We start from the raw sequence: 26,995 nt of genomic DNA on the forward strand, positions 1-26,995 counted from the left end.
CATAAAAAAGAGCGGCTATTGCCGCTCTTTTTTCTTTACTGACTTACGTTAAAACACCCAACGTATACCAATACCAGCTTCTTCAGAGGTATTTTGGGGTTCATAGTAATATCCATACCCAGGACCTGTGCACCTAGGTGTAGAAATATAGTCGGTGTCCGAATCCCCTATGTCCCAATAGCGATAGTAAGGCTCTATGGCAAGGGAGCCCCCACCATCAGACACAGGCATGGTAAATTTCAAAGCAAAGCGATAGCCTTTACCACCTTCTTGAGTAAAGACCCCACTGCTGCCACCACAGACTTCATCAATACCTGAGTAATTACGCCCGGCGATAAAGTAGTCGTACTCCGCACGTAATGCCACTTCCCAGCCACTGGCTAAGCTACGTTGCCAGTTCAACCCCACTGGTATGTACCAATAGTATTGCTCCCGCGTATAGCCCGTGGTTCGAGTACTGGTTTTCATGCCACTACTGTCATCAGATAAGTAACGTTGGCCAATCCCAGCATAGGCGTGCAGTTGGGACCGAGTTGACTGATACAAGCGCGGTCCAAACAAGGCCCGCATTTCGAATAGATTATTAGGGATATCTTGGAGGGTTCCAGAACCTTCGTAGTCCATATCACCGAAGGCGTAGTCCACTTCCAATGCGACAAAGGTGGAGCCATAGTTAGTAAAGCGTCCTTGGAAGCCAAAAAGGTTGCCCTCTTCGCGCATGACACCCGGTTCCACATATTCAATAGATGAGTAGGAGATCCCAAGCTCTGTTTGGCCTGCGGCCATAACTTGGGTAGATAATGTTGCTGTAACCAATGCACCAAACATCGGCCAAGCCATCCTTGGTTTTAAGCTAATTTGCATGGTGTTCTCTCGTTAGGAAAGTATCTTTAATCCTACACCATCTAATAGATTTGACAGCCTTTTCTATCATTTTTAAGCGAGAAAAGGCTGATTGAGTGATTAACGACTAGCTCCCCCATTTCCAAGCATGTTTTTCTCCATTTTTCGGTAACTTAGGGATTCCATCAGGTGTTTTCTGGTCACGGTAGTTTGCTCTAAATCCGCTAGGGTTAAGGCAACCCGTAGTACTCTATGATAGGCCCGCGCAGACAGCTTAAGTCGATCGAGTGCCTGTTGCATAAAAACCTTATCGCTATCATTGAGGGCGCAGATGCGTTCCAGTTCACGGCCACTCAACAAAGCATTTTGGCACCCTTGTCGGGCCCGTTGTCGAGTAACTGCGGCTTCTACCCGTTGACGAATGGAATCACTGGCCTCTCCTAATTCTTGTTCGTTGACGAGCACATCCGTGGGTAGCGGGGGGACTTCCACATGCAAATCAATGCGGTCTAAAAAAGGCGCCGACAGTTTTTTCAGGTATTTCTGACTGGCGGAGGATTGGTAGTATTCTTGGCCTCCACTGTAGGCTTCATTGCTAGCGTTCATGGCAGCCACCAACTGAAAACGGGCGGGGTAAGAGACTTGTCCACGGGCTCTAGAAAGGTGCACCTCGCCATTCTCTAATGGCTCACGCAGCACTTCCAACACCTTGCGATCAAACTCGGGTAATTCGTCTAAGAAGAGTACGCCACGATGGCTCAAAGAGGCTTCTCCAGGCTTAGGCACTGATCCTCCGCCCACTAAAGCCACCGCGGAGCTGGAATGGTGGGGGCTGCGAAAAGGCCGCTCTGACCAATGCCAGTCGATCCCCATTTTGCGCCCAGAGACGGATTGCACCGCCGCTACTTCTAAGGCTTCCGATTCAATCATTCTTGGCATGATGCCTGGCAATCGTGACGCCAGCATGGTCTTGCCGGTTCCCGGAGGGCCAATGAACAGTAAATTATGAGCCCCGGCAGCGGCGACTTCGAGGGCCCGCCGCGCTTGGTATTGGCCTTTTACATCCGCCATATCTCGCAGGTGTTGAACAGGCACTTCTGCTCTTGGCACAGCAGAACATAATTCCAGTTTCGATAACCCCAGCAAGGCCGCCGTGACTTGGGTCAGATGGTGTGCATGGTAGATTTTATGCTCGACTAATCCTGCTTCGTTTGCATTTTCCGATGGACAGACCATTTTGCGTCCCGCAGCCTTAGCTGCCATGGCAGAAGGCAGGACGCCGGGAACCCCACGTAAATCCCCTGCGAGTGCCAGCTCCCCCACAAATTCATATTCGCCGAGTTGGCACTCAGCTAACTGTCCGGAAGCTTTTAAAATACTGATGGCAATCGCAAGATCGTAGCGCCCCCCTTCTTTGGGCAAGTCCGCTGGCGCTAGGTTGATCGTGATCCGTCGTAAGGGAAATTCAAACTGGCTGTTGATAATGGCGCTGCGCACACGATCTTTCGATTCACGTACAGCGGCTTCGGGCAAGCCTACAATATTGAGAGACGGTAAGCCGTTGGAAATATGCGTTTCCACGGTAACGAGAGGCGCCGAAACCCCCACACGGGCACGGCTGTATACAGTTGCTAAGCTCATACTCACTCCTTGAAATGGCTAAACAATCTAATTATCCCTAGGTCACGTATTACATATAGGAGGATCTATATGAAAAAACTCAACCCAAACAAGCTACTACTCTCAAAGTGGACGTCCGCTGTTCCAAAAAATAAAGAGAAGCATTTTATTGTGACCGAACTCATCAGAGATGAAGATGAGATCGTCACTGAAGTGGTGCTCGAAGCCGTATATAACAAGAACACCTACCCAATGCCTTGGCAGACCTTGCAACAAGATCAATGGTTACAAGGCTGGAAATAACCTTTACTTGTCTTCTGTAGCTTCCAGCTCCGCTAGACGCGCTTCCAATTGGACAAGTTTCTCACGGTACTTTTGCAGCATCTCCGCTTGCACCTCAAACTCTTCTCGAGTGACAAGGTCCATTTTGGTTAAGGTGTTTTTAGCCACTTGATGCAGTTGTGCTTGGATTTCTTCTGCTGGCAGCTTACCTAGGGTGCTGGCAGCTTGTTCAAGTCCAGTGCCCAGTTGCTTTATAAATTGATCAATCATACTGACCTCTTGGTTTGATTCCTGTTCTCTTCATTATAAGAGTCCAACTTAAGAATGTCTGTACACAATTATGCCCCATAATCGCACTCCTCAAACGCATCCTTTAAGTGCACAACCCGAATCAAAGCCAACACAAAGACCCTAAAAAAAACCATAAACGCCCAATAGGGGCGCAGTTTTATTCACTAAAAAATCTGTAATAACAAACAAATAACACTGCAAATCACAATTTAGACCAGCCTATTACGCCATAATGCACCAAAATTGAACAACCGCACCAGCACCACTCTTTGCAAACTCCTTACAGTGAATGAGCAAAAAAAGAGGTCTAAACTTGCAAGCCCTTTAATAGCAAGGGATTAGCAGGTTTTATCGGTCTTTTCTTTAACATGGCACACTCCTTGTATAGTTCTAAACACCTGCGACACGACAATAAGCCAGACTTAATTAAGGAGACTGTAGGTATGAAGCTTATCACTGCCATCATCAAGCCATTCAAACTGGATGATGTTCGCGAAGCACTTTCTGAAATCGGTGTACAAGGTATTACCGTGACAGAAGTTAAAGGCTTTGGACGTCAAAAAGGTCACACAGAACTATACCGCGGTGCGGAATACGTTGTGGACTTTCTACCAAAAGTAAAAATCGAGCTAGCCATTGCAGACGACATGGCTGACCAGGTTGTTGAAGCCATCTCTAACGCTGCCAACACTGGCAAAATCGGCGACGGTAAAATCTTCATCGTTAATCTTGAGCAAGCGGTTCGTATTCGTACCGGCGAGACTGGGGAAGACGCGGTTTAATTACTGCTCGAATCTTACAAGCCTTTAGGGGGGCGAAACATGCAAGATCAAATTTTTCACTTACAATATGCCATGGACACCTTTTACTTCTTGGTGTGTGGCGCACTAGTTATGTGGATGGCAGCCGGCTTCGCAATGTTAGAAGCAGGCCTTGTACGTGCTAAAAACACAACTGAAATCCTAACTAAGAACGTCGCGCTTTTTGCGATCTCTTGTATCATGTACTTGGTTTGCGGTTACGCAATCATGTACGGCGGCACTTGGTTCCTTTCTGGTATTCAAGACGTAGACGTAGCGTCTACGCTATCTGACTTCGCTGGCCGTGAAGGTGGCTTCGAAGGCGGTTCTATTTACTCTGGCGCTTCTGACTTCTTCTTCCAGGTAGTATTCGTTGCAACAGCAATGTCTATTGTATCTGGTGCAGTTGCTGAGCGTATGAAGCTTTGGGCTTTCCTAACTTTCGCAGTGGTAATGACTGGTGTTATTTACCCACTAGAAGGTTCTTGGACTTGGGGTGGTGCAGACGTATTCGGCATGTACAACCTAGGCGACATGGGCTTCTCTGACTTCGCAGGTTCAGGCATCGTACACATGGCCGGTGCTGCAGCAGCACTTGCAGGTGTTCTAGTACTTGGCGCTCGTAAAGGCAAATACGGCCCTAACGGCGAAGTACGTGCGATCCCAGGTGCAAACCTACCTCTAGCCACTTTGGGTACATTCATCCTTTGGTTGGGTTGGTTCGGTTTCAACGGCGGTTCTGTTCTAAAACTTGGCGATATCGCTAACGCTAACTCTGTTGCAATGGTGTTCCTAAACACTAACGCTGCAGCAGCAGGTGGTGCAGTAGGCGCATTGATCCTAGCACGTATCCTATTCGGCAAAGCAGATCTAACAATGCTTCTAAACGGCGCTTTGGCTGGTCTTGTTGCCATCACTGCTGAGCCTTCTACTCCTTCCGCTCTTGGCGCTACGCTAATCGGTGTTGTAGGTGGTCTGATCGTTGTGGTTTCTATCCTGACTCTAGACAAACTAAAAATCGACGATCCAGTGGGCGCTATCTCTGTACACGGTGTTGTAGGTCTTTGGGGTCTTCTAGCAGTACCTCTAACGAACGACGGCGCTTCTTTCGGTGGCCAGATCGCTGGTGCTCTAACAATCTTCGTATGGGTATTCGTAGCAAGCTTGGTTGTTTGGTTGGTTATCAAAGCAATCATGGGTGTTCGTGTTACTGAAGAAGAAGAGTACGAAGGTGTTGATATCTCTGAATGTGGTATGGAAGCATACCCAGAGTTCAAAAAATAATCTCTAACGATTATTAACTCTTCTAGGAAACCCTCGCCTCGGCGGGGGTTTTCTTATTTGCATCACATCTAATCTGCAAAACCCGCCAAGAAGTGCGATATAGTACCCACATCACTGCAATCTATTTTGGAGCTCCCATGTTGGAAGATCTACACCTTAAGATCCGTAACTTAACACTTGATGACTACCCACAAGTCAAAGCCCTCATGGATCGCGTCTATCATGACATTGGCGGTTCATGGCCAAAAAACACGATTCGCAAACTCATCAAGGATCTACCAGACGGCCAAATCTGTCTGGTTGACCACGACCAAATCGTGGGTATCGCCCTGTCTGTTAAAGTGAACTACCAGCGCTTTAGCAACCCCCATACCTACGACGATCTAGTGGACCAGCGTGAGCGTATTTACCATGATGAAAATGGCGACGCCCTTTATGGTTTGGACGTACTGATCGACCCAGAGTACCGAGGTTACCGTCTTGGTCGACGCTTGTACGAAGCTCGCAAAGAGTTATGTCGTCAAGAAAACCTGATCGCCATTTTGGCTGGTGGCCGCATTCCAAATTACTACCAGCATGCGGATGAAATGAGTCCAGCAGAATACTTAGAAGCGGTGGACAAACGTCGTATCTACGATCCGATCCTTACGTTCCAATTATCGAATGACTTCCAAGTCACTCGTTTGCTAACTAAATACTTACCGGAAGACGAAAAGTCCCGTGGTTACGCAACGCTGCTCGAGTGGAAAAACATCTTCTACGAACCAGAGACCACTGTACTTGAGTACCGCAAAACGCAAGTGCGTATCGGTGCCGTACAATGGCAAATGCGTGAAGTGGGCAGCGTAGAAGAGTTACTGAAACAAGTGGAATACTTCATTGATGCATTGTCCAGCTATAAGAGTGACTTCGCCCTATTTCCCGAATTCTTCAATGCGCCATTGATGGGCTTAGCGCCGGATCAAACCAACCAGACCGAAGCCATCCGCTTTTTAGCCTCCTTCACGGAGCGCTTTGTGAGCGAAATGTCACAGCTGGCAGTGAGTTACAACATCAACGTCATTACCGGCTCCATGCCAGTGGTTGAAGACGACATCATGTACAACGTCAGCTACCTATGTCGTCGCGATGGCACCATCGAAGAACAACGCAAGATCCACATTACGCCACATGAACGCCGTGACTGGGTCATCGAAGGCGGTTACGAAGTACGTGTGTGGGACACGGACGCAGGCCGCATCGGTATCCTAATTTGTTACGATGTGGAATTCCCAGAGCTTGCCCGCCATCTTGCATCCCAAGATATGGATATTCTGTTCGTGCCTTTCTGGACAGATACGAAGAACGGCTACCTGCGCGTGCGCAGCTGTGCTCAAGCTCGCGCCATTGAAAACGAATGCTATGTGGTCATCTGTGGTAGCTGTGGTAACTTGCCGCAAGTGGAAAATCTGGACGTTCAGTACTCACAAGCTGCGGTATTCTCCCCGTCAGATTTCTCCTTCCCACATGATGCTGTCATGGCGGAAACCACACCCAACACAGAGATGCTAATGTTCTCTGATTTGGACTTGGACAAGCTCAAACTGGTTCGCAGCGAGGGGTCTGTAAACAATCTAAAAGACCGTCGTTTGGACCTTTACAGCATTGATTGGAAAACCCAATAAGCCAAAGCCTGTGATACCATACTGATCATCTGGTGAGACAACTCAACGGCCGCTGGCACCACCAGCGGCCGTTTGTATTTTTAAGGAAGGAAGACCCATGGCCAAAGCCAAAACCGCCTTTGTCTGTAATGAATGTGGCGCCGACTATGCTAAGTGGCAAGGCCAGTGCCAAGCCTGTGGCGCATGGAACACCCTGCAAGAATTTAAAGTCAGTAGCAGTAAAACTTCTGCTCGGGTCGCTGCCAGCCAAGACACCCGTCGTCAGGGATACGCGGGCGCAACAACCGGCATTCAAGACTTATCGGAAGTCGACTTGGGGGATGTTCCCCGCTTTAGCTCTGGCGCCAGTGAATTTGACCGAGTGCTGGGGGGCGGCTTAGTGCCTGGAGGCGTGGTGCTCATTGGTGGTCACCCTGGAGCGGGTAAAAGTACCCTGCTATTGCAAACCATGTGCTGGCTCGCCCAGCAGCAAAGCGCCATGTATGTGACTGGGGAAGAATCCTTGCAACAGGTCGCGATGCGAGCCCAGCGGTTAGGACTCCCTACCAAAAACTTAAAAATGCTGTCTGAGACCAATGTTGAATCCATCATGGCAGTGGCAGATCAAATTAAACCCAAAGTCATGGTGATCGACTCCATTCAGGTGATGCACTTGGATGGCATTGAATCCGCCCCCGGTAGTGTTTCCCAAGTACGAGAAAGTGCTGCCGTCTTGACACGATTTGCCAAACAGACTCAAACCACTGTGCTGCTGGTAGGCCATGTGACCAAAGATGGCACACTGGCAGGCCCTAAGGTACTAGAGCACATGGTGGATTGTTCCGTTTTATTAGAAGGCTCTGAAGATTCCCGCTTTCGCACCTTACGGGGCATGAAAAACCGCTTTGGCGCCATCAATGAGTTAGGCGTATTCGCCATGCTCGAAAACGGCCTTAAAGAAGTTAAAAACCCCAGCTCCATCTTTTTGAACCGCTCCAATCACCCTGCTGCGGGCAGCTTAGTCATGGTGGTATGGGAAGGTACACGCCCCCTATTGGTAGAGCTACAAGCCTTAGTGGACGACTCAGCGCTGGGGAACCCTCGTCGCGTTACGGTGGGCTTTGACCACAATCGATTGGCCATGTTGTTGGCTGTATTACACAAACACGGTGGGTTACTGACCGCAGATCAAGATGTGTATCTAAACGTGGTCGGCGGTGTCAAAGTCTTGGAAACCTCCGCGGATCTAGCCGCCATTGCCGCAGTTGTCTCTAGCTTCAGAGATCAGATCTTACCCCATGATTTAGTGGTACTTGGGGAAGTCGGCTTATCCGGCGAAATCCGCCCTGTGCCATCGGGTCAAGAGCGCATCAGCGAAGCAGCCAAACATGGCTTTAAACGTGCGGTGGTCCCCAAGGCGAACTGTCCTAAAAAGCCTATTCCGGGAATGGAAGTGGTCGGTGTGGAGCGCTTATCTGAAGCACTGGAAGCTATTTTTGGTATTTAATCTATCAGGAATACTCAGAGATCGGCGTGGAGAATAAGTCCTGGACTTCTTCTCCCTCCATGCCATAGGGCAAGTCTTTTTCCGTGGACATGTCGAGGCGCTCCTGACGGGCCTTTAATAAACGCTGCCAGCGAGTTTTGCACAGTTGGATCACCTGACGGCGCTCCACCTCTCCCATGGTGTGCCAGTGAAAACGCTCTTCTCGACTGCGTAAACACCCTTTGCAAAACCCTTTTGCACTGCTTTGGCAAACGCCTCGACAGGGGCTTTCAATGTGAAACAGCTCAATTTGCTCCATTGTTTCCCCCATGAATGGTGACCTCAGTCCGTGACCAACTGATAATCGTAGATCTCTTCCGGTGACAAAAAGTACACCCGCTCTGATGGTGCCGCATCTAAGGTAAACCAATAAAAGCGCTCAGGAATCCCCATAGAAAGATAAAAATTAATGTAACTGGCATGGACTGGATCCGCAATGTTCACATCACTGCCCCATTCTCTGGCATCGCGCCAAGAATGCACTGCCACACCAGCACCGGCGCCAATAGAACGCTCAACCCCTCCTAAGAATAGGTCGACGCCACCGGATAGTACATAGCCCGTACGAGCAATATGGGTATTTAAACCCAGACGTCGAATCATCCTAGCGGCTTCAATGGTGGCAGCTTGATCTAACGTTCCAGGCACATCCACCAACACCAACTCAGTGACATTTGGATGCTCGCTTAACATGGCTTTCAGCTGCTCGGGGAGCTGACTGTCTAACACCCCCGACAGGTAAGCAGCGTTTTCATCCACATAGAACGACAACTCTCCTTGCCCTTTGTCGGTGTGATACGTTTGTACGGGTGACCCAGAGCAACCCGCTAACAAAGCCGCACACACCATCCACACAAAGACTGCTCGCAATGAGTACCAAGAGAAAAACAAGTCCTTACTCCTTATAAAGCCTGTACCGATGTTACCCTGTGTTCTTACATAAGAGCTAGTAAAGCTTAGTCCACATTATGTCTTCACAAACAAGTAAAAAGTCCGTTTAGAACTATGAATCACAATACAAATTAAATCCCGCAAGATATATCCCTAGCGGAATATCTACCATAGCGTACACTTAATTTATATCTCTGACCGATAGATATAAAATCCAGTTATTCACTTTCTTTTACTGACTGTTTACGGAGTATTCCATGGCTCGTAGATTTTGGGCACTTAAGCCCATAACCCTTGCGTTTACTGCTGCGTTTCTTCTTAGTGCCTGTTCTTCTGAAGAAGAAACCACCACAGAAGCTGCTGCCCCAATCATTCGACCAGTAAAACTGTTTACTGTTGATTCCACAGATGCGGTCAGCTTTCGAGACTTCCCCGCTGAGCTTAAAGCCAGTGCCGAGTCCAATTTAGCCTTCCGTGTTGGCGGTCAGGTGACAAAACTTAATGTCAAAGAAGGTGAGCGTGTAAAACGTGGCCAAGTATTGGCATCTCTGGACCCGACGGATTACAAACTACAGGTCGAATTGTCTCAAGCCAACTACGATCTGGCCAAAGTTCAGTTTGATCGTACTAAGACCATGTTGTCTCAAAGGGCTACATCACAAGCCCAATACGACGAAGCAAAAGCTAATCTAGATCAAGCGCAAAACGCTCTGCAAACCGCTCAAAACCAGCTAGGCTACAGTGTTTTGAAAGCTCCTTATGATGGCATTATTGCGTCTCTAGACATCGATAATTTTGAATACGTGGCTGCAACACAAACCATTCTTCACATTCAAAATATCGAGCAAATGGACGTGGTTTTCCAAATCCCTGAGCGCTTGGTGGCGAACGTACGTAAAGTTGCCTTGGAGTACCACCCTAAAGTTTCCATCGATTCAGCCCCAAACCAAACTTTTGAAGGGGTATATAAAGAGCACCGTACCACCCCTAACGAAACCACTAAATCTTACGACGCCACCTTATCATTGCTGAACTCTGAAAAAGCCAGCATCAACCTGCTACCAGGTATGACGGCAACGGTTAGCCTAGACATCAGTGCGATCAGTGGTCGTCCGACACACATCACAGTGCCAATCGAAGCGGTGATGCGTAAGCAGTCTAACGAAGGCCAAAAACAAAGCGTCGTTTGGATTTATAACCCTGTGTCTGAAACTGTCTCACCACGTGATGTCACCTTGGGTGATATGACCCAAAGCCATATTGAGATCACATCCGGCCTCAGCGCTGGCGAGCAGATTGTCTCCGCTGGCGTAAACAGCCTAGCCAACGACATGCAAGTACGCCCATGGACTCGCGAGCGAGGAATTTAAGTTGAATATCGCCGGTTATTTTATTGAACGTAAAGTATCCAGTTGGCTTGTAACCCTCATCCTGTTATTGGGTGGGGCGATTGCATTCACCAACTTGGGACAGTTGGAAGACCCAGAGTTCACCATCAAGGAAGCTCTGGTCATCACCTATTATCCGGGCGCAAGTCCAGAGCAGGTAGAGGAGGAAGTCACCTATCCTATCGAGCTTGAGTTGCAAAACCTGCCCTATCTCGACAAGGTAGTGTCTACCTCTAAAGCGGGCTACTCCAAGGTCCAAATCACCATTAAAGACACTTACCGTGCGGAACAGCTCAAACAGATTTGGGACGAAGTACGCAAGAAGGTCAACGACATGCGTGGTAGCTTCCCTACGGGGGTTGGCACGCCGATTGTGGTGGACGATTTTGGCGATGTGTACGGCATCATGCTTGCGGTCCATGGTGAGGGCTACCCTTACAAAGACCTAGAAAACTACGTGGACTATGTTAAACGTGAGCTAGTGCTGGTTGATGGCGTAGCGAAAGTGGCTGTCGCAGCAGAACAGAGCGAACAAGTGACCATCGAAATGTCACGCTCTAAGTTGGCCAATATGGGCGTATCACCTTCCCAGCTACAAACCCTGTTAGCAAACCAAAACGTGGTGTCTGACGCAGGTAAGGTACAGGTAGGCTCTGAGTACATCCGCATTAGCCCAACGGGCGAATTCCAAGACATTTCCGAATTGGAAAACTTGATTGTCGGCTCCCCTGGTGAAGACAACTTGATTCGTCTAAAAGACGTCGCCACGGTCAAACGTGAATACCAAGATCCACAAGATCAGTTGGTGAATTTCAACGGCGCCAGTTCACTCCTATTGGGCGTCTCGTTCAGCAACAACGTCAACGTGGTTGAAGTGGGCAAGCGCATTGAAGCCCGCCTTCATGAGCTTGAATACCAGCAACCTGTAGGCATCAGCTTAGATACGGTTTACTTCCAGTCTAAAGAAGTAGAGAAATCCGTCTCCAGCTTCCTAGCGAACCTTGCCGCGGCCGTGGGGATCGTAATCCTTGTCTTGCTTGTATTCATGGGAGTTCGCTCCGGCATTCTGATCGGCTTAATCTTATTGCTTACAATCCTAGGTACTTTCATTGTCATGGAGTACTTCAACATCAACCTTCAGCGGATTTCATTAGGGGGGTTGATCATTGCTCTGGGGATGTTGGTGGATAACGCCATTGTGGTCACTGAAGGGATCTTGATTGGCCTACACCGGGGGCAAACCAAGTTTGAAGCAGCTTCCGCCGTGGTTAAACAAACTAAGTGGCCCTTACTCGGCGCAACCGTTATTGCGGTTACAGCCTTTGCACCGATTGGTTTGTCTCCGGACTCTGTGGGTGAGTTCGTTGGCTCCTTGTTCTATGTCTTGTTGATTTCCCTGCTTTTAAGCTGGGTAACAGCCATCACTCTGACACCATTCTTCTGTGACCTGTTCTTTAAGGAAAACAAAGAAGCGATGGCGTCAGCCAGTTAAGGTGTTGCGTCCCATCTTGAATGATGCCCAAGCCCGTCGTTTAGGTATCAACAAGTCGGACCTAGACGAAGTCTTGTTGACCAATTTCACCGGTGCAGAAATCGGCACCTACCGAGATGGTACTGACTTACTGCCGATCATTCAGACGGTGCCTGAAAGTGAACGTGTGGCCATTGACCAGGTACGTGATCTACAGATCTACAGCCCTGCAAGCGGTGCATACGTATCCGTATCAAACATCGTAGATGGATTTGAAACCGTTTGGGAAGATCCCATCATCGAGCGTCGTGACCGTAAGCGTACGATTACAGTGAAAGCCGACCCACTCATCCTTGGAGATGAAACGGCCATGTCTGTATTCGGTCGCATTCGTGGACCCATCGAGCAGATTGAACTTCCACCGGGCTACACACTCGAATGGGGTGGCGAATATGAAAGCAGTACCGATGCACAGGCGAACATCTTTACGTCTCTGCCAATGGGTTACTTGTTCATGTTCATCATAACGATTTTGTTGTTCAACTCGGTACGCGTGCCACTGGTTATCTGGTTCTGTGTGCCTTTGGCGCTGATCGGTGTGTCCGTCGGCCTGTTGGCAATGAACGCCGCCTTTAGCTTTATGGCACTGCTGGGCTTCCTCAGCCTATCGGGCATGATCGTGAAAAATGGTATCGTTCTCGCGGACCAAATTAACTACGAAATCGCCCAAGGTACGGAAACCTACGAAGCCGTGTTTAAATCAGCGGTGAGTCGTGTTCGCCCCGTATGTATGGCTGCCATCACCACCATCTTAGGTATGGTGCCATTGCTATACGACGCCTTCTTTGAAGGGATGGCAGTTGTCATTGCCTTTGGCCTTGGCTTTGCCACCATATTGACACTTATTGCTGTGCCGGTGTTCTACGTCATGTTGCACCGAGTGAAGTACCGAAAAGCCCGCGACTTTAATATGTAAGGTCGCACACCTGCCCTCAAGCGCATTCGTGCTTGAGGGCTACGGATGTTGTTATGCGAATTGAAGATTTATTAAAACTCGACGTAAAACTGTTAGTTTCGTTTCAAGTCATTTTAGAAGAGTGCAGTGTATCCCGCGCCGCAGAGCGTTTAGGCGTGACTCAGCCAGCCCTGAGTAAATCCCTACAGCGTTTACGGGATCTGTTTAACGATCCGCTGTTTACTCGCCAAGCCTATGGATTAAGTCCAACTACACGAGCCTATGAGCTGAATGAGTTGATCTCACCGATCTTGAACTCCATGACAAACTTACTTCAGCCAACCCAATTCGACCAGGCTACCCTAAAACGCCGTTTTAACATTAAAGCGGACGAAGAAATACTACTGACGTTTACCGAACCTTTGTTGGCCATGCTCCATTATCAAGCCCCGAACATACGCTTGATGACCAGTAACTGGACCCAGGAAGGCTTTGAAGACCTTATGAATGGTGTGGATCTCGGCATCATTAATGTGTCCAGTACACCGAATAATATTCGCAGTAAATTAGTCGGTGCCATGGATGCGTGCGTGATTCTAAGCGAATCCCACCCACTCTATTTCAAAGAAGAAATTACCTTACGAGATTTAATGCAACACAACACCGTAGTGTTCAACATTCGTAATTTCCGCAGTGCGACCACCTGTGTCACCATCGAAAAACTGGAGCGCTTAGGCTACGAGATTGAACCTAAGATCGAAACCGACAGCATTACTGTGACCATTGAAGCGGTAAAACGCGGCATGGCATTAATCGGTTCCGCACAATTAGGCGAAATGTTTAGCAACATTGCCGATTGCAAAGAGGGATTCTCCTCCATACGAGTCGCACCTTTACCAATTGACGCTGTGGAAGCTGACCCCTACAAAGGTCGCCATCCCATTCAAATTTGCTGGCATGAACGTTACGACAAAGACCCTGCTCACCAATGGTTTAGAGAGCAAGTGCTTCGCTTTATGCGTGAATCCCCTTGGATGTACTACGACTGAATATAAAAAACGCGCCTTAGGCGCGTTTTTTATAGGATCATTCGTCTATCGTGGCTCGAATCCATTCAAACCGTGGGATACTTTCGCCGTCGATGATGACACTTTCTAAAAACATCGCTTTAGGACGCACCCACCACCCAAACTCGCCATAAAGCGCCTGGTAAACCACCATCTCTTCTTCCGTTTCACTGTGTCGCGCTACTCGCTCAACCCAGTATTCTGCACCTTTGTAATGTTGGTACACCCCTGCCTTAATGGTACTTTTCTTCATGATTTTTCTAAATTCGACTCAATATGTCCAAGTTATTGAACGATAGGTCGCAATTACGAAAATAGCCACCTACCCGTTCCGTTCGCCTTCCGCGATAATCAATCCATTGTCTGCTTATCTTTTAGGAGCGTCCAGTGTATTTAGTTAGACCCGCTGACTTTTCAGACTTACCAGCACTAGAACGCTTGGCTCAAAACGCCGGAATCGGTATCACCAACTTTCCTGCGAATCGAGAGCGTCTTAACGACAAAATCGCCACCTCCATCCGCTCTTTGCAAACCGATGTGGTGCAGCCGGGCAACGAATCTTATTTATTTGTTTTGGTCGACACAACAACTGACCAAGTTGTGGGTTCCTGCGGAATCGACGCCATGGTGGGGGTAGATTCACCGTTTTACAGCTACCGTATTGACGAAGTGGTACACGCTTCGCCGCAACTTCAGATCCATAATCGTGTGCCTGCGTTGTTTTTATGTCACGACTACAGCGGTATGAGCCGTCTGTTCTCACTGGTCATTGATCAAGCCCATCAAAACACTCAAGCCATGGCGCTTTTATCCAGAGCTCGTCTGCTATTCATTGCTCGCCATCCTGACCGTTTCACAAAGAAACTGTTTGTGGAACTACGAGGAGAAAGTGATCGCAAAGGCTATTCTCCGTTTTGGGATGCCCTAGGACGCCACTTTTTCAGCATGGACTTTAAAAAGGCGGATTACTTATCCGGGGTCAGTAATAAGCATTTTATTGCGGAGCTAATGCCTCGCTACCCTATCTATGTGCCAACCTTGCCAGAGGAAGCACAAGATGCCATTGGGGTGATCCATGAAGACTCAGAGAAAGTCGCCGACATTCTGCTTAATGAAGGTTTCATATTCCGAGATTATGTTGACATCTTTGACGCTGGGCCAACCATCGAGGCCCGTGTACAAGATCTAAAGACCGTCAGTAGTCAGCGTATGGGGAAAGCTCTGATTGACACCAAACTATCGAGCAAAACCCCTTACTTAATTGCTGCAGGTCACCTAGAAGACTTCCGAGTCATCAGTGCCAACGCCGAGTCCCAAGTGGCTGGCTTAGTTATTCATCCAGATACCCAACACAGCTTAGGCTTATATTCAGGTAGCCGTATTCAATGGGCTGAACTTTAATTAATAGAACAACCGGGTCACCTAGTTACGACCCAAGCTGCAAAAGAGGAACACCGCTATGATGGTAATACGTCCGATCAAAAAGGATGACCTAGCAGAGCTATACCATTTAGCCGAACTGACAGGGGTTGGCTTTACGTCCCTAGTGGCCGACGAGAAGATTCTAACGCGAAAGATCCAAGCCTCTCTTGATGCTTTCGATAAAGAAGACATTGAGCAACCAGACGAAGAGAGCTATCTATTTGTCCTGGAAGACACCGAAACCAACCAAATAGTAGGCACCTGTGGCCTGCTCTCAACAGTGGGTCTCGACGAGCCTTTTTACAGCTACCACCTAGGCACCATTACCCACTCCTCCCGGGAACTTGGGGTTCACAACATGCACCCCACATTGGTACTTAACAATGATTACACTGGCTTTAGCGAAGTCTGTACTTTGTTTTTAAAAGAAGACTACCGCCACTCACGTAACGGCCAGTTGCTGTCAAAAAGCCGCTTTATGTTCCTAGCCCAATTTCCAGAGCGCTTTACCGAAAAGATCTTCGCTGAAATGCGTGGCGTGTGTGATGAAGAAGGCGTCTCGCCCCTATGGGAAAGCCTTGGCCGTCAGTTCTTCTCCATTGATTTTGAGCGAGCCGATGAACTAACCGCCCATGGTAACAAGCAATTTATCGCTGAACTGATGCCCAACAATCCGGTTTATGTGAACTTACTCCCTCAAGATGCACGGGACGTACTAGGCAAAGTCCATAAAAACACCGAGCCTGCCCGTCGCTTACTGGAGCAAGAAGGCTTCCGTTTTGAAAACTACGTGGACATCTTTGACGGTGGCCCAACCCTCGAAGCACGCATCCAAGATCTACGGGCCGTGCGCGATAGCCGTCTTGTTCTAGCCACTATTGGCACACCAAAAGGGGCGAACGAAGGCGCACAATATCTGGTTTCTAATGCGAAGCTGGACGAATTCCGTTGCATTCTCATCCAACGAGCGACACCACCGGGCAGCGGCCTTGTACTGAGCCAAGAAGAAGCCGACGCGCTACTGGTTAAGCACAAAGAGCCCTTACGTGTGGTGGAACTGTCACCGTTCACCAGTCGCTAATTTACCGAGGAGATCCCATGAAACAACAGCATTTTATTAATAACCAGTGGGTCGCTGGCCAAGGTGCCCTTGTCACCTCGATTGACCCTTCTGACGCCTTTCAAGTTTGGCAAGCCAACAGCGCTACAGAAGCTCAAGTAGACGACGCAATCAAAGCCGCCCGTGCCGCCTTCCCTGCATGGGCCAACCGCCCCATAACTGAGCGTACCGAGATCATTGATCGATTTGCCGAGTTGGTAAAACAACATACGGAAGAGATCGCCCTACTCATCAGCCGTGAAACAGGCAAACCCATTTGGGAAACACGTACCGAAGTAGCCGCTATGATCGGTAAAGTAGGCATCTCTAAACAAGCCTATGACGAGCGCACAGGTACCAAAAGCTCCGACATGCCGGGGGCAAAGGCAGTCTTGCGCCACCGTCCCCATGGGGTAGTGGCTGTCTTTGGGCCGTACAACTTTCCGGGGCATCTACCTAACGGACATATTGTTCCAGCCTTGATTGCTGGCAATACCATTGTCTTTAAACCCAGTGAACAAGCTCCAGCCGTATCGGATCTGATTATTCAGCTTTGGCAGCAGGCAGGCATCCCAGCTGGCGTGCTTAACCTTGTTCAAGGAGAGCGCAATACTGGTGTAGCCCTAGCCAATCATCCGGGAATTGATGGATTGTTCTTCACCGGCAGCCCTGAAGTAGGCCATGTATTACATGATCAGTTTGCAGGCCATCCGGGTAAAATTTTGGCGTTAGAAATGGGGGGCAACAACCCCTTACTGGTGTCTGAGAAGACTCAAGATGTCCGTGCTGCTGTCTATGAAATCATCCAATCTGCGTTCTTGTCAGCAGGTCAGCGCTGCACCTGTGCACGTCGACTCCTGTTGCCAAAAGGCGCCCATGGAGACGCCATTCTTGCGGCACTCGTCACAGCGACTAAGGCCATAAAGGTTGATCGGTTTGACGCTACGCCAGCGCCCTTTATGGGACCCATTGTTTCTGCTGGCGCAGCAGATGCCCTCTACCAAAACTACCAAAAGCTTGTTGAGCTTGGGGCTAAGCCTGTGGTGGAAATGACCCGTGGGGACGCCAATACAGGCTTTGTTACCCCAGGGATTGTGGATGCAACAGCCATGCTGTCTTCTCTACCAGACAAAGAATACTTTGGTCCATTACTGACGGTCATCCGTTATGACTCTATGGATGACGCCATGGCACAAGCAAACAATACTAAATTTGGTCTGTCCGCAGGTATTTTGTCGGACGATCGTGCCGAATATGAGTGGTTCTTGCAGCACAGCCGTGCAGGCATTATCAATTGGAACCGACAAACCACTGGCGCGTCTAGTGCGGCGCCATTTGGTGGCACAGGAGCCAGCGGAAATCACCGTGCCAGCGCCTACTATGCTGCAGACTATTGTGCCTACCCAGTGGCCAGCATCGAAGTGGAATCACTGCAAGTGCCTGACACTCTACCAAACGGCATCACCCTTTAATTATATGATTCAGCAAGAGGTCACCATGAGCCAAGCAATCGAAGCGAATTTCGACGGACTTGTCGGCCCGACTCACAATTACAGCGGCCTATCCTTCGGCAACGTCGCCTCCCAGAACAACTCTGCTAAGCCGTCAAACCCTAAAGCGGCGGCAAAGCAGGGCCTTGTGAAAATGAAGGCACTAGCGGATATGGGCTTTGTACAAGGCGTTCTCGCTCCCCACGAACGTCCACATATTCCGACTTTGCGCTCTTTGGGCTTCACCGGTTCTGAGTCTGAAATCTTGGCTCAAGCAGCGGCTCAAGCGCCAAAGCTACTGGCGGCGGTCAGCTCTGCATCCTGCATGTGGACGGCCAATGCGGCAACCGTTTCACCCAGTGCAGACAGTCGCGATGGTCGAGTGCATTTCACGCCAGCGAACTTGGTTAACAAGTTCCATCGCTCTATTGAGCATCAAGTAACGGGAGAGATCCTAAAAGCCACTTTCCCTGATACTGACCACTTTGCTCACCATCCTGCATTACCGAGTGTGGAACACTTTGGTGACGAAGGGGCTGCCAACCATACTCGCTTTTGTCACGACTATGGTCAGCAGGGAGTGGAATTTTTCGTGTATGGCATGTCAGCTTTCAATACAGCTGTGCCACGGCCGCAAAAATTCCCTGCCCGCCACACTTTAGAAGCGTCTCAGGCGGTCGCACGTAACCATGGTCTAAACGGTAACAAGGTCGTCTATGCACAGCAAAATCCTGATGTGATCGACGCAGGGGTGTTCCACAACGACGTGATCGCAGTGGGCAACCGCAACGTGCACTTCTACCATGAGCAAGCGTTTCTAAAACGTGAGCAAATGAAAGCGGACATTCTTCGAGCATGGGGGGATGTGGATACGCCTTTTTACTTTGTAGAGGTCCCTGAGGTCGCTGTCAGCGTGGCCGATTGTGTGCAGTCTTATTTGTTCAACAGCCAACTTGTGTCCCACCCTAACGGTGATATGACTCTTGTTGTGCCAGGGGAAGTGGAAAACAACCCGAGAGTTTGGGCGTATCTAGAAGACCTAGTAAACCAAGGCACGCCAATTAAAAACATTCAGGTTTTTGACCTTAAACAGAGCATGAGCAATGGTGGTGGCCCTGCCTGCCTTCGCCTTCGAGTGGCGTTAAATCAGACAGAACTGGCGGCGGTGAACCCTGCGACACTCATGAATGATCGCTTATTCAACACCCTGAACAATTGGGTCGATAAGCACTACCGAGATCATTTAGTGGAAGCGGATCTGGCTGATCCTAAATTACTTCAAGAAAGCCGACAGGCATTGGATGAGCTCACTCAAATCCTTCAGTTAGGCAGTGTCTACGACTTCCAAAAAGCTTAACAAGCAACACAAAAAAAGCCTTTTGATCTGATTAGATCAAAAGGCTTTTTAATAGTTTTAGAATACCCTTACCTTTAAAAGTGCTCACCGTTCTCGAAGTAATCTGAGCCTTTCAGATCACGGAATATCGTGGTGATATCTTGCCCTGCATTCACGAGGGGACGAAACAAGTCATCAACAGCTTGAGCCACCTTTGCTTTCACCTCAGGGCCTCGATCAAACCAAAGAATCTCAATGAATGGATAAGCAGGAGATGCGCCGCCCACCGCAAAAAAAGTGGAGGCTTGATATTCAAGTGTGAAATGGGAGTTCGGCGTTTCTGTTAATTCAGCTAGGTTTTCCACTAGCAAATCAGAAACGGACTCTAAGTCTTCCAACGGCAAACCGCGGACACGGATATGGGGCATGGTCTGTTACCTGTGATTCAATCAGATGGCAATCTTACCATTCATCCACATAATCAAACGAGTAGCTGTCCACCACTTCCCCGTCTTTTACGATGTCCACTGACCAAACACCATCAAATCCAGGCATCAAGCGTTTGCTCGACCAAACACGCCAGCGCTCACCACGGATATCAAATGGAATCTCAGCTTGCACATCGCCATCTAACTTCCAGCGATGTATTACCTGGCTACCGGCCATATCACGTAAATCGGTGAAGAAGTAGACACGCTGAATTTCACCGTATTCCACCTTGATCACATCACCAATATTATCAATGGGTTCACGGTCGATAACGTCTGACGCAAATTGGGCTCGCGCAACGGTTCCGGCTGCAGAGGCTACGGACATTCCTAACAAAGCCACCACAACCAGCAAGGAACGAATCAGAGATAGGCGCATAAATATTCCTATTGTCCTTTGAGTAGAAACCCTCATTCCATAGTGACTGAGGGCATGCATCTAGTAACTAAAAGCTAGCTCAAAACTCAGATCGCGCGACGTTTTTTTATGTAGAAAATTGCAACTTAGAGCGCTAGACCGATCATTAAAACAACCCTATCCGGCAAACTCAAAGGTTTTTCTGAGTACTAAGCTTTGTGACGATCCGCTAGCGGTGTAGAGAAAGTGTACTCCATGTCCCATGGGAAGCGAATCCATGTATCTTGACTAACTTCAGTAATAAATGTGTCAACCAGTGGCTTACCTGCTGGTTTAGCGTAAACCGTTGCGAAGTGGGCTTTTGGCAGCATCTTGCGGATCTCACGGGCCGTTTTGCCAGTATCCACCAGATCATCTATTAAGATGTAGCCTTCGCCATCCCCTTCAACACCTTTCAGAATACGCAAATCCCCTTGCTGGTTCGCCGTGCCACCTTCTTCACTGGAATCGTAGCTTACGACACAGATAGTATCTATTAGACGAATGTCCATTTCGCGACAAAGGATCGCCGCAGGAACCAAGCCACCACGAGTAATGGCGATAATGCCTTTCCAAGGACCTTGCTCTAGCAAGCGCCAAGACAAAGCACGCGCATCACGATGTAGTTCATGCCAAGATACAGGAAAATCTTTTGAATAGGGGTTCATTCTTCGCTCCTAAGCTTTTCTCTCTAGAAATCCGTCGCCCGATATTAAGATAGGACATACCAGTCAGATTAGTAAGCCGCGCATTTTAGACCAATCGGTTAAAGTTTTTCCATAAAAATCGCCTATTCTTGGGCAAATATCGCTCAATTAGGTGACAAAACTTACCCCTTTAGACTCAGAGGCAAACCTGCCGCCACTAAAGTGACCTTATCTGCCACAGCCGCGATCTTTTGGTTCAGCAGGCCAATTTCATCCCCATAGCGTCTTGCAAGCTGATTTGTCGGCATAATCCCTAAGCCTACTTCTGCTGAAACCAATACGATTGGCCCCTGATATGCCGATACAGCGGCCAGCAAAGCTTTTGTATGCTCTGCTATGTCTTGAGGCTCTTCTTGGCACAGCAAATTCGTTATCCAAAGAGAACAGCATTCAAGAATCACAGCTGGGACTATATCCCTAGCGTTAAGGGTGTCTAATTGATTCGCCAGCTGAATGGGCTCTTCGATCAAACACCAGTGATCTGGTCGCTGAGCCTGATGTTTAGTGACCCGTTCCGCCATGCCCTCATCCCATATCTGAGACGTGGCCAGATACACTACCTGTTCGCTTTGCGCGGCAATCCAAGTTTCTGCATAAGCACTTTTGCCACTGCGTACGCCTCCTAGTACTAAATGAATCATGCTAACTCCTTTAGCTGATGTCCCTGCAATAATTTGACCAACGCATGATTTAAACGTTGCATTTCATGACCCGCGGGTAAAGATACCCTTATCCAACCATCTCCTAATCGTACATGAATTCCCACAGAGTGCAGGGCATTAAAAGCTTTTTTGGCCTGTTCAGGTGACGTGCGCCAAGTATAAAAAAGCAGTGTATGGGTCACCTCTTGGGAGTCAAACAAGGTATTTAACTTAGGAACTACTTGGTCTTGGAAATACCCATTGCGTTCTGTCAAAGACGCCTTCGCCTCGGCTTGCCATTCGCTGTCTCCCAAAGCTTGCACCAGAACCTCTAACGCAGGCGTTGCCACCGGCCAAGGGCCTATCAAGCTACGTAACGGCGCTCGCCACATCTCATGGGCAAACGCGAACCCCACCCGGGCACCAGCTAAACCAAAGAACTTACCCGCCGAGCGCAATACAAAACAGCGTTCAGGTAAATCGCCCTCTAACCAACTGCGCTCCGGGGCAGCATCTAAAAACGCCTCGTCCACAACTAGATAGCGTTGTGCATCAGACGTTAGCCTTGCCATCAACTCAACTCGGGTGGACGGGTTCATTTCCTCAGCAGTGGGATTATTAGGGTGAATCACCACAGCCACATCCCACTTTTGGTCTAAAAGCTCTTCAAGCGAACCATAATAATGCAGGGAATAGCCCCATTTTTGCCAACAGTAACCGTGCTCCTGATAGCCAGTTTGTGGAACCATCACCTTTTGCCCCGCCCCCTGCGACTGCAATAGGGGCGGTAACACTTCAATGATTTGCTGGGTACCCGCGCCAATGGCCACAGGACTTTGACCAAAAAAGTCTTCTGCAGCTTGATACAAACGCGCCTGATCCGGCAGCTCGTACCAGAGTTTTGGATCTATTTCAGGAATAGGCCAAGGCTCTCGATTACAGGCAGAAGATAAATCCAACCAATGTTCAGCTTGGGACATTTTGCGCTGCCATGCTTCCAAATCCCCTCCATGTGAAGGCGGTTCTAAATCAAAAAGCATAGTACTATCGCCCATAAATAAACGCCCTTATCCACCAACCAGATCGACTTATCCAAATCCTCAACCGTTGGCTCCCTTCCTTCTCCCAAACAAGGACGCTCTTGGGTTTCGCCAAAATACTGAGCTTTACCCCCAAGCTTCACCGTCAAAGCGCCTGCGCCCGCTGCCATGACTGGCCCTGCGTTTGGACTCTTCCAGCGACAACCTTGCTGACGGGCACACCGCATGGCAGGCTCCCGCTTGCCACACACCGCATATGTCAGCACCACCAAACGCGCTGGAAGATAATTCAACACATCATCAATACGCGCCGCACACCATCCAAAATGCAGCAATGACGGAGTTTTGTATCCCCACATGGCATCTAAAGTGTTCGACAAACGGTAGCCCAGCGCTCCCACAGGACCGAGCAACACAAACCAAAAAATCGGTGCAAAAATCGCATCACTGCCATTTTCCAGCACGGACTCAATGCCTGCTTTTGAAATCTCTCCCTCTGATAGAGAAGAAGTGTCACGACTCACTATACGTCCTACCGCTTCGCGGGCGTCATCCAACCAACCATGACGCAGAGGCTCAGCAATGGCCACCCCATGCTGGCGCAAACTCTGCCAACCAACGGTGAAATACAGCACAATCGTTCCTAAAATAAACTCAAGCCAATCAGGTAAGACGGCTAACAGCCACCACAACACCAGCACAAATGGCAGCACAGCCAACCCCCAAGCCAGCACACCGTTTAAACGCTGCTGACAGGGCTTCACTTGAGCTGGTAACTGCAACGCAGAGCGACACCAGTCAACCCACTTACCAAAACCAACCAAGGGATGCAGAACATTAGGCTCACCAAACAAGCGGTCGAGCAAGAGCGCTACCAGCAAAGACAGCGCAGTGGTCGAAATATGACCGAAAAGAAAATCCATCAGGTTGTCCACGACATGATTCAATTAACAAAATGCGTAATTACGCTAGAATTGCCTTCCATTGTAATAAAACTATCGGGCAATCCACATGCGTTTTTTTAATCTTATGGTGCAGGGAACCACTTCTGATGCGGGTAAAAGCACCCTAGTCACAGCACTTTGTCGCCTGTTCAAAGAACGCGGCCTCCAAGTCGCCCCATTCAAACCGCAAAACATGGCCCTCAACAGCGCCGTCACGCCGGACGGCAAAGAAATCGGCCGTGCCCAAGCCGTACAGGCCTATGCCGCAGGGGTGGAACTGGATGTGGACATGAACCCTATCTTACTCAAGCCTAACACCGATATTGGCGCCCAAGTCATCATCCAAGGGCATTCCGTTGGCAACATGAATGCCGTGGGCTACCACGAATACAAAACCATCGCCAAAACCGCCGCACTGGAATCCTATCAGCGCCTTGCGGACAAATACGACAGCGTTGTCATCGAAGGGGCGGGGAGCCCCGCCGAAATCAACCTACGTGCCCGAGATATCGCCAACATGGGCTTTGCAGAGAGCATCGACTGCCCTGTCATCATCATCGCCGACATCGATAAAGGGGGCGTCTTTGCCCACCTGGTTGGCACCCTAGAACTACTCTCAGAAAGTGAACAAGACCGAGTAATAGGCTTTGTGATCAACCGCTTTCGTGGGGACATTGCCTTATTACAATCTGGCTTAGATTGGCTAGAAGAACGCACCGGTAAGCCTGTACTCGGCGTATTACCTTACCTTACTGGCTTTCACCTTGAAGCCGAAGACGCCGTCGCCCAAAGCCCATTAAAAGCCTCTGAGTCACAACAGCTACACGTGGTCATCCCTATCCTACCTCGTACTAGCAACCACACCGACTGGGACGCACTGCGCCATCATCCTAACGTCCAAGTGACCCTAATTGGCAAAAACAGCCCCATCCCACCGGCCGACCTCGTCATCTTACCGGGAAGCAAAAGCGTACAAAGCGACCTAGACTTTTTAAAACAACAAGGATGGGAAAATTACCTCGCACGCCACCTACGCTATGGCGGCAAAGTACTTGGCATCTGCGGTGGCTTCCAAATGCTAGGCCAATACCTTGATGACCCCCTCGCACTGGAAAACAGCGAACCCAGCTCCAGCCCAGGACTTGGCTACATCCCCATGCGCACCGAACTGAAAGATGGCAAACAACTCAAAGTCCGCCATGGTCAACTGCCCCAACTTGGCAACGCCAACATCAAAGGCTACGAAATCCACAGCGGCATCTCCAACTTCGACACCGCCCCGGTCCCATTCGCTCTACTAGAAGACGGAACCCAAGAGGGCTACCTATCTGCCGATGGCCAAATCATCGGCACCTACCTACATGGCCTATTTGACGACGCAGACGCCCTTGCAGCCATACTAAAATGGGCTGGCGCCACCGACGCACAAACCTTCGACTACGAAGCCTTTAGAGAAAAAGAAGTCGCACGCCTCGCCAAAAGCTGCGACCAACACATGGACATAGACAGCCTCATCGAACAATGCCGACAATTCTATGAAAACTCCCACAAAATGGACTTAGGGTAAGAAATTTCAGACCAGCCTAAGCAGAATCCTAATGTCCATTTGGAGCGCACTCTAGGACTTGTCCGTGGAGCGGAAAATGGACTTAGGATGAAGCATCTCGGGTCAGCTTACAGAGCGAAGACTAGGAACCCAACAGTAGAGAATCTATTGTCTATTTGTAGCGCACTCTAGGACGTGTCCGTGGAGCGGAAAATAGGCATAGATTCGACTTTCTAAAATACGAAAAATAAATTTAGGATGAAGCATTTCAGACCAGCCTAAGCGGAATCCTAATGTCCATTTGAAGCGCACTCTAGGACTTGTCCGTGGAGCGGAAAATGGACTTAGGATGTAGCCCTTAAAATCAACGGGAAATAAAACTAAGCAACTTCCTCAGGATGAGGTAAACGACGCCCTCGGAAAATCACCAACTTCCTCTGATAGCGCCAATACAAAACCACCGCCAACACAGACAAACCAACCCCAAGCCCCAAATAGAAACCGCGAATATTCAATTCAGACGCCCACGGACTCAAATGGGCCAACCAATAACCAAGGGGAATACTCAAACCAAACAAAGACAACCCCATGGCAATCATACTTGTGCGGGTATCCCTAAAGCCCCGCAAAGCACCAGTAAAGACCGTCTGCACCATATCTGGAATCTGATACGTAGCAGAAATCAACAGAATCCCAGCCGCCATAGCGACCACCTCTGGGTTGCTCGAAAACAGCAAAGGAATCTCATGTCGCAAGCCCTGAGTGACTAAGAAACATACACCTACATACACCGCCCCAAGAGACAGAATAATCTTAACGCGACGCTGCACCTCATCAATGCCAGAGGTTGCCATGGCTTTGGCCACAATAATCGCCGTCACCGCACTCATGGCCATCAAAGGCGTAAACAAAATCGTACAGTAAGACATCACAATCTGCCCGGCTCCTAGGGCTAAATCCCCAAAAGACGAAATCAACCAAGTCAAAGAAGAAAACAGACCAATCTCAAACGAAAAGGCAAAACCCGCTGGCATCCCCACCGCGAACAAAATCCCAAAGTGACGTGTGTAACGCCACTTGATGCGAGAAAACAAAGTGTCTTTGTTAAATTTCAGGTCGTATAAAATGAACACAAACAACGACAAATACACCGCTACAACCGAAGCAATCGCTGCTCCAGCGGCGCCCATTTCAGGAAAACCAAAACGACCATAAATCAGGACATAATTGAAGATAACGTTTAACACCAGACTTAAAAACGCTACTAAAAGAGGGATTCTTGGCTTACCTGCCGCCTCAAAAACATTCTTATAGGACGTCATCAAAGCCAGCGCCATAAAGGCTGGAGAAAATAAATACAAATACAAAGAAGCGACGCGCTGGGTTTCTGGTTCAGTCGCCATCAAACGTGCTGCATATGGCAGCACAGTCAAACTCATAAGCGCACCAACCACCCCTAAAATGATCGACAACCCCAACGCTTGAGACATATAAATATTCACCAAGCGGCGCTGGCGGCCATGTAAATGTCGGGTCACCAAGGGCGTCAACCCAAAGGTCACACCAATCATAAAACACGCCACAGGCCCCCATAGACTAGAGGCCAAACCCACAGCAGCCAAATGCAGCGCATCATAGTGTCCCAGCATCATTGTATCCACAACACTGATGGAAAGTTCTAACGACATGGTTAAGATCATAGGGAACAATAGATGAAGGATTTCACCTAAAGCAGGATGACGCTGAGTAAGCTTTTGAAACATGATGATTTAATCGTTACAGTGCATAGATAGGAGCGAGGGGC

General features: G+C 49.0%; 27 protein-coding genes. 14 read left to right on the top strand and 13 right to left on the bottom strand.

The window, feature by feature from the left end; all coding sequences use genetic code 11:
• Positions 1-48: 48 nt before the first annotated feature.
• Together ACFQ45_RS13820 and ACFQ45_RS13825 are read right to left on the bottom strand one after the other, a co-directional pair.
• Complete coding sequence (locus ACFQ45_RS13820; protein WP_377368675.1) at positions 49-864, bottom strand: hypothetical protein; 816 nt, start codon at positions 862-864, stop codon at positions 49-51.
• Between the two features lie 99 nt (positions 865-963).
• Positions 964-2,484 carry a YifB family Mg chelatase-like AAA ATPase gene (locus ACFQ45_RS13825; protein WP_377368677.1) on the bottom strand — a complete coding sequence of 507 codons (1,521 nt, stop codon included), beginning with the start codon at positions 2,482-2,484 and terminating at the stop codon, positions 964-966.
• A 69-nt stretch (positions 2,485-2,553) separates the two neighbouring features.
• Here ACFQ45_RS13825 and ACFQ45_RS13830 point away from each other — a divergent pair, with 69 nt between their 5' ends.
• A complete protein-coding gene (locus tag ACFQ45_RS13830) occupies positions 2,554-2,766 on the top strand; it encodes a TIGR02450 family Trp-rich protein (protein ID WP_377368679.1) in 213 nt (70 codons plus the stop codon).
• A 3-nt stretch (positions 2,767-2,769) separates the two neighbouring features.
• On the opposite strand, the gene ACFQ45_RS13835 is transcribed toward ACFQ45_RS13830, so the two are convergent.
• Complete coding sequence (locus ACFQ45_RS13835; RefSeq protein ID WP_377368681.1) at positions 2,770-3,015, bottom strand: accessory factor UbiK family protein; 246 nt, start codon at positions 3,013-3,015, stop codon at positions 2,770-2,772.
• A 464-nt stretch (positions 3,016-3,479) separates the two neighbouring features.
• Here ACFQ45_RS13835 and glnK point away from each other — a divergent pair, with 464 nt between their 5' ends.
• The 4 genes from glnK (at position 3,480) to radA (ending at position 8,270) form a co-directional block, all read left to right on the top strand.
• On the top strand, positions 3,480-3,818 hold the full coding sequence (glnK, locus tag ACFQ45_RS13840) for a P-II family nitrogen regulator (protein ID WP_067204550.1): 339 nt from the start codon (positions 3,480-3,482) through the stop codon (positions 3,816-3,818).
• Positions 3,819-3,857: 39 nt separating this feature from the next.
• Positions 3,858-5,120, top strand: a complete 1,263-nt coding sequence (locus ACFQ45_RS13845; protein WP_377368683.1) for an ammonium transporter — start codon at positions 3,858-3,860, stop codon at positions 5,118-5,120.
• A 137-nt stretch (positions 5,121-5,257) separates the two neighbouring features.
• Entirely contained in the window at positions 5,258-6,784 is a 1,527-nt protein-coding gene (locus tag ACFQ45_RS13850; RefSeq protein WP_377368685.1) for a GNAT family N-acetyltransferase, read from the top strand.
• A gap of 97 nt (positions 6,785-6,881) precedes the next feature.
• Positions 6,882-8,270 (top strand): DNA repair protein RadA, encoded by a 1,389-nt coding sequence (gene radA, locus ACFQ45_RS13855; protein ID WP_377368687.1) that lies wholly within the window; start codon positions 6,882-6,884, stop codon positions 8,268-8,270.
• Between the two features lie 4 nt (positions 8,271-8,274).
• Here the strand turns inward: radA and ACFQ45_RS13860 are convergent, their stop codons facing one another.
• Together ACFQ45_RS13860 and ACFQ45_RS13865 are read right to left on the bottom strand one after the other, a co-directional pair.
• A complete protein-coding gene (locus tag ACFQ45_RS13860) occupies positions 8,275-8,580 on the bottom strand; it encodes a DUF1289 domain-containing protein (protein WP_377368688.1) in 306 nt (101 codons plus the stop codon).
• 11 nt (positions 8,581-8,591) lie between these two features.
• Complete coding sequence (locus tag ACFQ45_RS13865) at positions 8,592-9,200, bottom strand: COG3904 family protein (protein WP_377368690.1); 609 nt, start codon at positions 9,198-9,200, stop codon at positions 8,592-8,594.
• 257 nt (positions 9,201-9,457) lie between these two features.
• On the opposite strand from ACFQ45_RS13865, the gene ACFQ45_RS13870 reads away from it, so the two are divergent.
• The 4 genes from ACFQ45_RS13870 to ACFQ45_RS13885 are packed head-to-tail and all read left to right on the top strand — an operon-like array spanning position 9,458 to position 14,063.
• The gene (locus tag ACFQ45_RS13870; protein ID WP_377368692.1) at positions 9,458-10,570 is read left to right on the top strand and encodes an efflux RND transporter periplasmic adaptor subunit; all 1,113 of its coding nucleotides are present in this window, start codon (positions 9,458-9,460) and stop codon (positions 10,568-10,570) included.
• A 1-nt stretch (position 10,571) separates the two neighbouring features.
• Entirely contained in the window at positions 10,572-12,080 is a 1,509-nt protein-coding gene (locus tag ACFQ45_RS13875) for an efflux RND transporter permease subunit (protein WP_377368694.1), read from the top strand.
• Between the two features lie 16 nt (positions 12,081-12,096).
• Positions 12,097-13,035, top strand: a complete 939-nt coding sequence (locus ACFQ45_RS13880) for an efflux RND transporter permease subunit (protein ID WP_377368696.1) — start codon at positions 12,097-12,099, stop codon at positions 13,033-13,035.
• 53 nt (positions 13,036-13,088) lie between these two features.
• Positions 13,089-14,063, top strand: coding sequence for a LysR family transcriptional regulator (locus tag ACFQ45_RS13885; RefSeq protein ID WP_377368698.1), 975 nt, complete (start codon positions 13,089-13,091; stop codon positions 14,061-14,063).
• A 37-nt stretch (positions 14,064-14,100) separates the two neighbouring features.
• Here ACFQ45_RS13885 and ACFQ45_RS13890 read toward each other — a convergent pair whose 3' ends face one another.
• Complete coding sequence (locus ACFQ45_RS13890) at positions 14,101-14,334, bottom strand: DUF1653 domain-containing protein (protein WP_377368700.1); 234 nt, start codon at positions 14,332-14,334, stop codon at positions 14,101-14,103.
• Between the two features lie 134 nt (positions 14,335-14,468).
• On the opposite strand from ACFQ45_RS13890, the gene ACFQ45_RS13895 reads away from it, so the two are divergent.
• Genes ACFQ45_RS13895 through astB form a run of 4 tightly spaced genes read left to right on the top strand, consistent with a single transcriptional unit; the run spans position 14,469 to position 19,449 of the window.
• On the top strand, positions 14,469-15,482 hold the full coding sequence (locus tag ACFQ45_RS13895; RefSeq protein ID WP_377368702.1) for an arginine N-succinyltransferase: 1,014 nt from the start codon (positions 14,469-14,471) through the stop codon (positions 15,480-15,482).
• Between the two features lie 58 nt (positions 15,483-15,540).
• Positions 15,541-16,584: an arginine N-succinyltransferase gene (astA, locus tag ACFQ45_RS13900; RefSeq protein WP_377368704.1), complete on the top strand. Its 1,044-nt coding sequence runs from the start codon at positions 15,541-15,543 to the stop codon at positions 16,582-16,584.
• A 17-nt stretch (positions 16,585-16,601) separates the two neighbouring features.
• Positions 16,602-18,074 carry a succinylglutamate-semialdehyde dehydrogenase gene (gene astD, locus ACFQ45_RS13905; RefSeq protein WP_377368706.1) on the top strand — a complete coding sequence of 491 codons (1,473 nt, stop codon included), beginning with the start codon at positions 16,602-16,604 and terminating at the stop codon, positions 18,072-18,074.
• 25 nt (positions 18,075-18,099) lie between these two features.
• A complete protein-coding gene (gene astB / locus ACFQ45_RS13910) occupies positions 18,100-19,449 on the top strand; it encodes an N-succinylarginine dihydrolase (RefSeq protein WP_377368708.1) in 1,350 nt (449 codons plus the stop codon).
• A gap of 74 nt (positions 19,450-19,523) precedes the next feature.
• On the opposite strand, the gene ACFQ45_RS13915 is transcribed toward astB, so the two are convergent.
• The 6 genes from ACFQ45_RS13915 to cbiB all read right to left on the bottom strand — a co-directional run bounded on the left by ACFQ45_RS13915 (position 19,524) and on the right by cbiB (position 23,624).
• Complete coding sequence (locus tag ACFQ45_RS13915; protein WP_377368710.1) at positions 19,524-19,856, bottom strand: DUF1904 family protein; 333 nt, start codon at positions 19,854-19,856, stop codon at positions 19,524-19,526.
• Positions 19,857-19,890: 34 nt separating this feature from the next.
• A complete protein-coding gene (locus ACFQ45_RS13920; protein ID WP_377368712.1) occupies positions 19,891-20,295 on the bottom strand; it encodes a DUF2914 domain-containing protein in 405 nt (134 codons plus the stop codon).
• A gap of 188 nt (positions 20,296-20,483) precedes the next feature.
• A complete protein-coding gene (gene gpt / locus ACFQ45_RS13925) occupies positions 20,484-20,981 on the bottom strand; it encodes a xanthine phosphoribosyltransferase (RefSeq protein WP_377368714.1) in 498 nt (165 codons plus the stop codon).
• Positions 20,982-21,142: 161 nt separating this feature from the next.
• Positions 21,143-21,661, bottom strand: coding sequence for a bifunctional adenosylcobinamide kinase/adenosylcobinamide-phosphate guanylyltransferase (cobU, locus tag ACFQ45_RS13930; RefSeq protein WP_377368716.1), 519 nt, complete (start codon positions 21,659-21,661; stop codon positions 21,143-21,145).
• The gene (locus ACFQ45_RS13935) at positions 21,658-22,662 is read right to left on the bottom strand and encodes an aminotransferase class I/II-fold pyridoxal phosphate-dependent enzyme (RefSeq protein WP_377368718.1); all 1,005 of its coding nucleotides are present in this window, start codon (positions 22,660-22,662) and stop codon (positions 21,658-21,660) included. Before ACFQ45_RS13935 ends, cobU begins: the two co-directional genes overlap by 4 nt.
• 23 nt (positions 22,663-22,685) lie before the next feature.
• Positions 22,686-23,624: an adenosylcobinamide-phosphate synthase CbiB gene (gene cbiB / locus ACFQ45_RS13940; protein WP_377368720.1), complete on the bottom strand. Its 939-nt coding sequence runs from the start codon at positions 23,622-23,624 to the stop codon at positions 22,686-22,688.
• 88 nt (positions 23,625-23,712) lie between these two features.
• Here cbiB and ACFQ45_RS13945 point away from each other — a divergent pair, with 88 nt between their 5' ends.
• Complete coding sequence (locus tag ACFQ45_RS13945) at positions 23,713-25,212, top strand: cobyric acid synthase (protein ID WP_377368722.1); 1,500 nt, start codon at positions 23,713-23,715, stop codon at positions 25,210-25,212.
• Positions 25,213-25,571: 359 nt separating this feature from the next.
• Here the strand turns inward: ACFQ45_RS13945 and ACFQ45_RS13950 are convergent, their stop codons facing one another.
• On the bottom strand, positions 25,572-26,954 hold the full coding sequence (locus ACFQ45_RS13950) for an MATE family efflux transporter (RefSeq protein WP_377368724.1): 1,383 nt from the start codon (positions 26,952-26,954) through the stop codon (positions 25,572-25,574).
• Positions 26,955-26,995 lie beyond the last annotated feature (41 nt).

Origin of the sequence: Rhodanobacter aciditrophus, from assembly GCF_042679525.1 — a bacterium.
GTDB classification, from domain to species: domain Bacteria; phylum Pseudomonadota; class Gammaproteobacteria; order Pseudomonadales; family Marinomonadaceae; genus Marinomonas; species Marinomonas aciditrophus.

What these genes read in the sequence shown, in the direction of transcription:
- gpt (WP_377368714.1), bottom strand. Translation starts at nt 20,981, where the DNA reads ATGAACCCCTATTCAAAAGATTTTCCTGTATCTTGGCATGAACTACAT.
- ACFQ45_RS13835 (WP_377368681.1), bottom strand. Translation starts at nt 3,015, where the DNA reads ATGATTGATCAATTTATAAAGCAACTGGGCACTGGACTTGAACAAGCT.
- ACFQ45_RS13920 (WP_377368712.1), bottom strand. Translation starts at nt 20,295, where the DNA reads ATGCGCCTATCTCTGATTCGTTCCTTGCTGGTTGTGGTGGCTTTGTTA.
- ACFQ45_RS13915 (WP_377368710.1), bottom strand. Translation starts at nt 19,856, where the DNA reads ATGCCCCATATCCGTGTCCGCGGTTTGCCGTTGGAAGACTTAGAGTCC.
- ACFQ45_RS13830 (WP_377368679.1), top strand. Translation starts at nt 2,554, where the DNA reads ATGAAAAAACTCAACCCAAACAAGCTACTACTCTCAAAGTGGACGTCC.
- radA (WP_377368687.1), top strand. Translation starts at nt 6,882, where the DNA reads ATGGCCAAAGCCAAAACCGCCTTTGTCTGTAATGAATGTGGCGCCGAC.
- ACFQ45_RS13950 (WP_377368724.1), bottom strand. Translation starts at nt 26,954, where the DNA reads ATGTTTCAAAAGCTTACTCAGCGTCATCCTGCTTTAGGTGAAATCCTT.
- astA (WP_377368704.1), top strand. Translation starts at nt 15,541, where the DNA reads ATGATGGTAATACGTCCGATCAAAAAGGATGACCTAGCAGAGCTATAC.
- ACFQ45_RS13870 (WP_377368692.1), top strand. Translation starts at nt 9,458, where the DNA reads ATGGCTCGTAGATTTTGGGCACTTAAGCCCATAACCCTTGCGTTTACT.
- astD (WP_377368706.1), top strand. Translation starts at nt 16,602, where the DNA reads ATGAAACAACAGCATTTTATTAATAACCAGTGGGTCGCTGGCCAAGGT.
- ACFQ45_RS13885 (WP_377368698.1), top strand. Translation starts at nt 13,089, where the DNA reads ATGCGAATTGAAGATTTATTAAAACTCGACGTAAAACTGTTAGTTTCG.
- cbiB (WP_377368720.1), bottom strand. Translation starts at nt 23,624, where the DNA reads ATGGATTTTCTTTTCGGTCATATTTCGACCACTGCGCTGTCTTTGCTG.
- glnK (WP_067204550.1), top strand. Translation starts at nt 3,480, where the DNA reads ATGAAGCTTATCACTGCCATCATCAAGCCATTCAAACTGGATGATGTT.
- cobU (WP_377368716.1), bottom strand. Translation starts at nt 21,661, where the DNA reads ATGATTCATTTAGTACTAGGAGGCGTACGCAGTGGCAAAAGTGCTTAT.
- ACFQ45_RS13825 (WP_377368677.1), bottom strand. Translation starts at nt 2,484, where the DNA reads ATGAGCTTAGCAACTGTATACAGCCGTGCCCGTGTGGGGGTTTCGGCG.
- ACFQ45_RS13890 (WP_377368700.1), bottom strand. Translation starts at nt 14,334, where the DNA reads ATGAAGAAAAGTACCATTAAGGCAGGGGTGTACCAACATTACAAAGGT.
- ACFQ45_RS13860 (WP_377368688.1), bottom strand. Translation starts at nt 8,580, where the DNA reads ATGGGGGAAACAATGGAGCAAATTGAGCTGTTTCACATTGAAAGCCCC.
- ACFQ45_RS13820 (WP_377368675.1), bottom strand. Translation starts at nt 864, where the DNA reads ATGCAAATTAGCTTAAAACCAAGGATGGCTTGGCCGATGTTTGGTGCA.
- astB (WP_377368708.1), top strand. Translation starts at nt 18,100, where the DNA reads ATGAGCCAAGCAATCGAAGCGAATTTCGACGGACTTGTCGGCCCGACT.
- ACFQ45_RS13850 (WP_377368685.1), top strand. Translation starts at nt 5,258, where the DNA reads ATGTTGGAAGATCTACACCTTAAGATCCGTAACTTAACACTTGATGAC.
- ACFQ45_RS13945 (WP_377368722.1), top strand. Translation starts at nt 23,713, where the DNA reads ATGCGTTTTTTTAATCTTATGGTGCAGGGAACCACTTCTGATGCGGGT.
- ACFQ45_RS13845 (WP_377368683.1), top strand. Translation starts at nt 3,858, where the DNA reads ATGCAAGATCAAATTTTTCACTTACAATATGCCATGGACACCTTTTAC.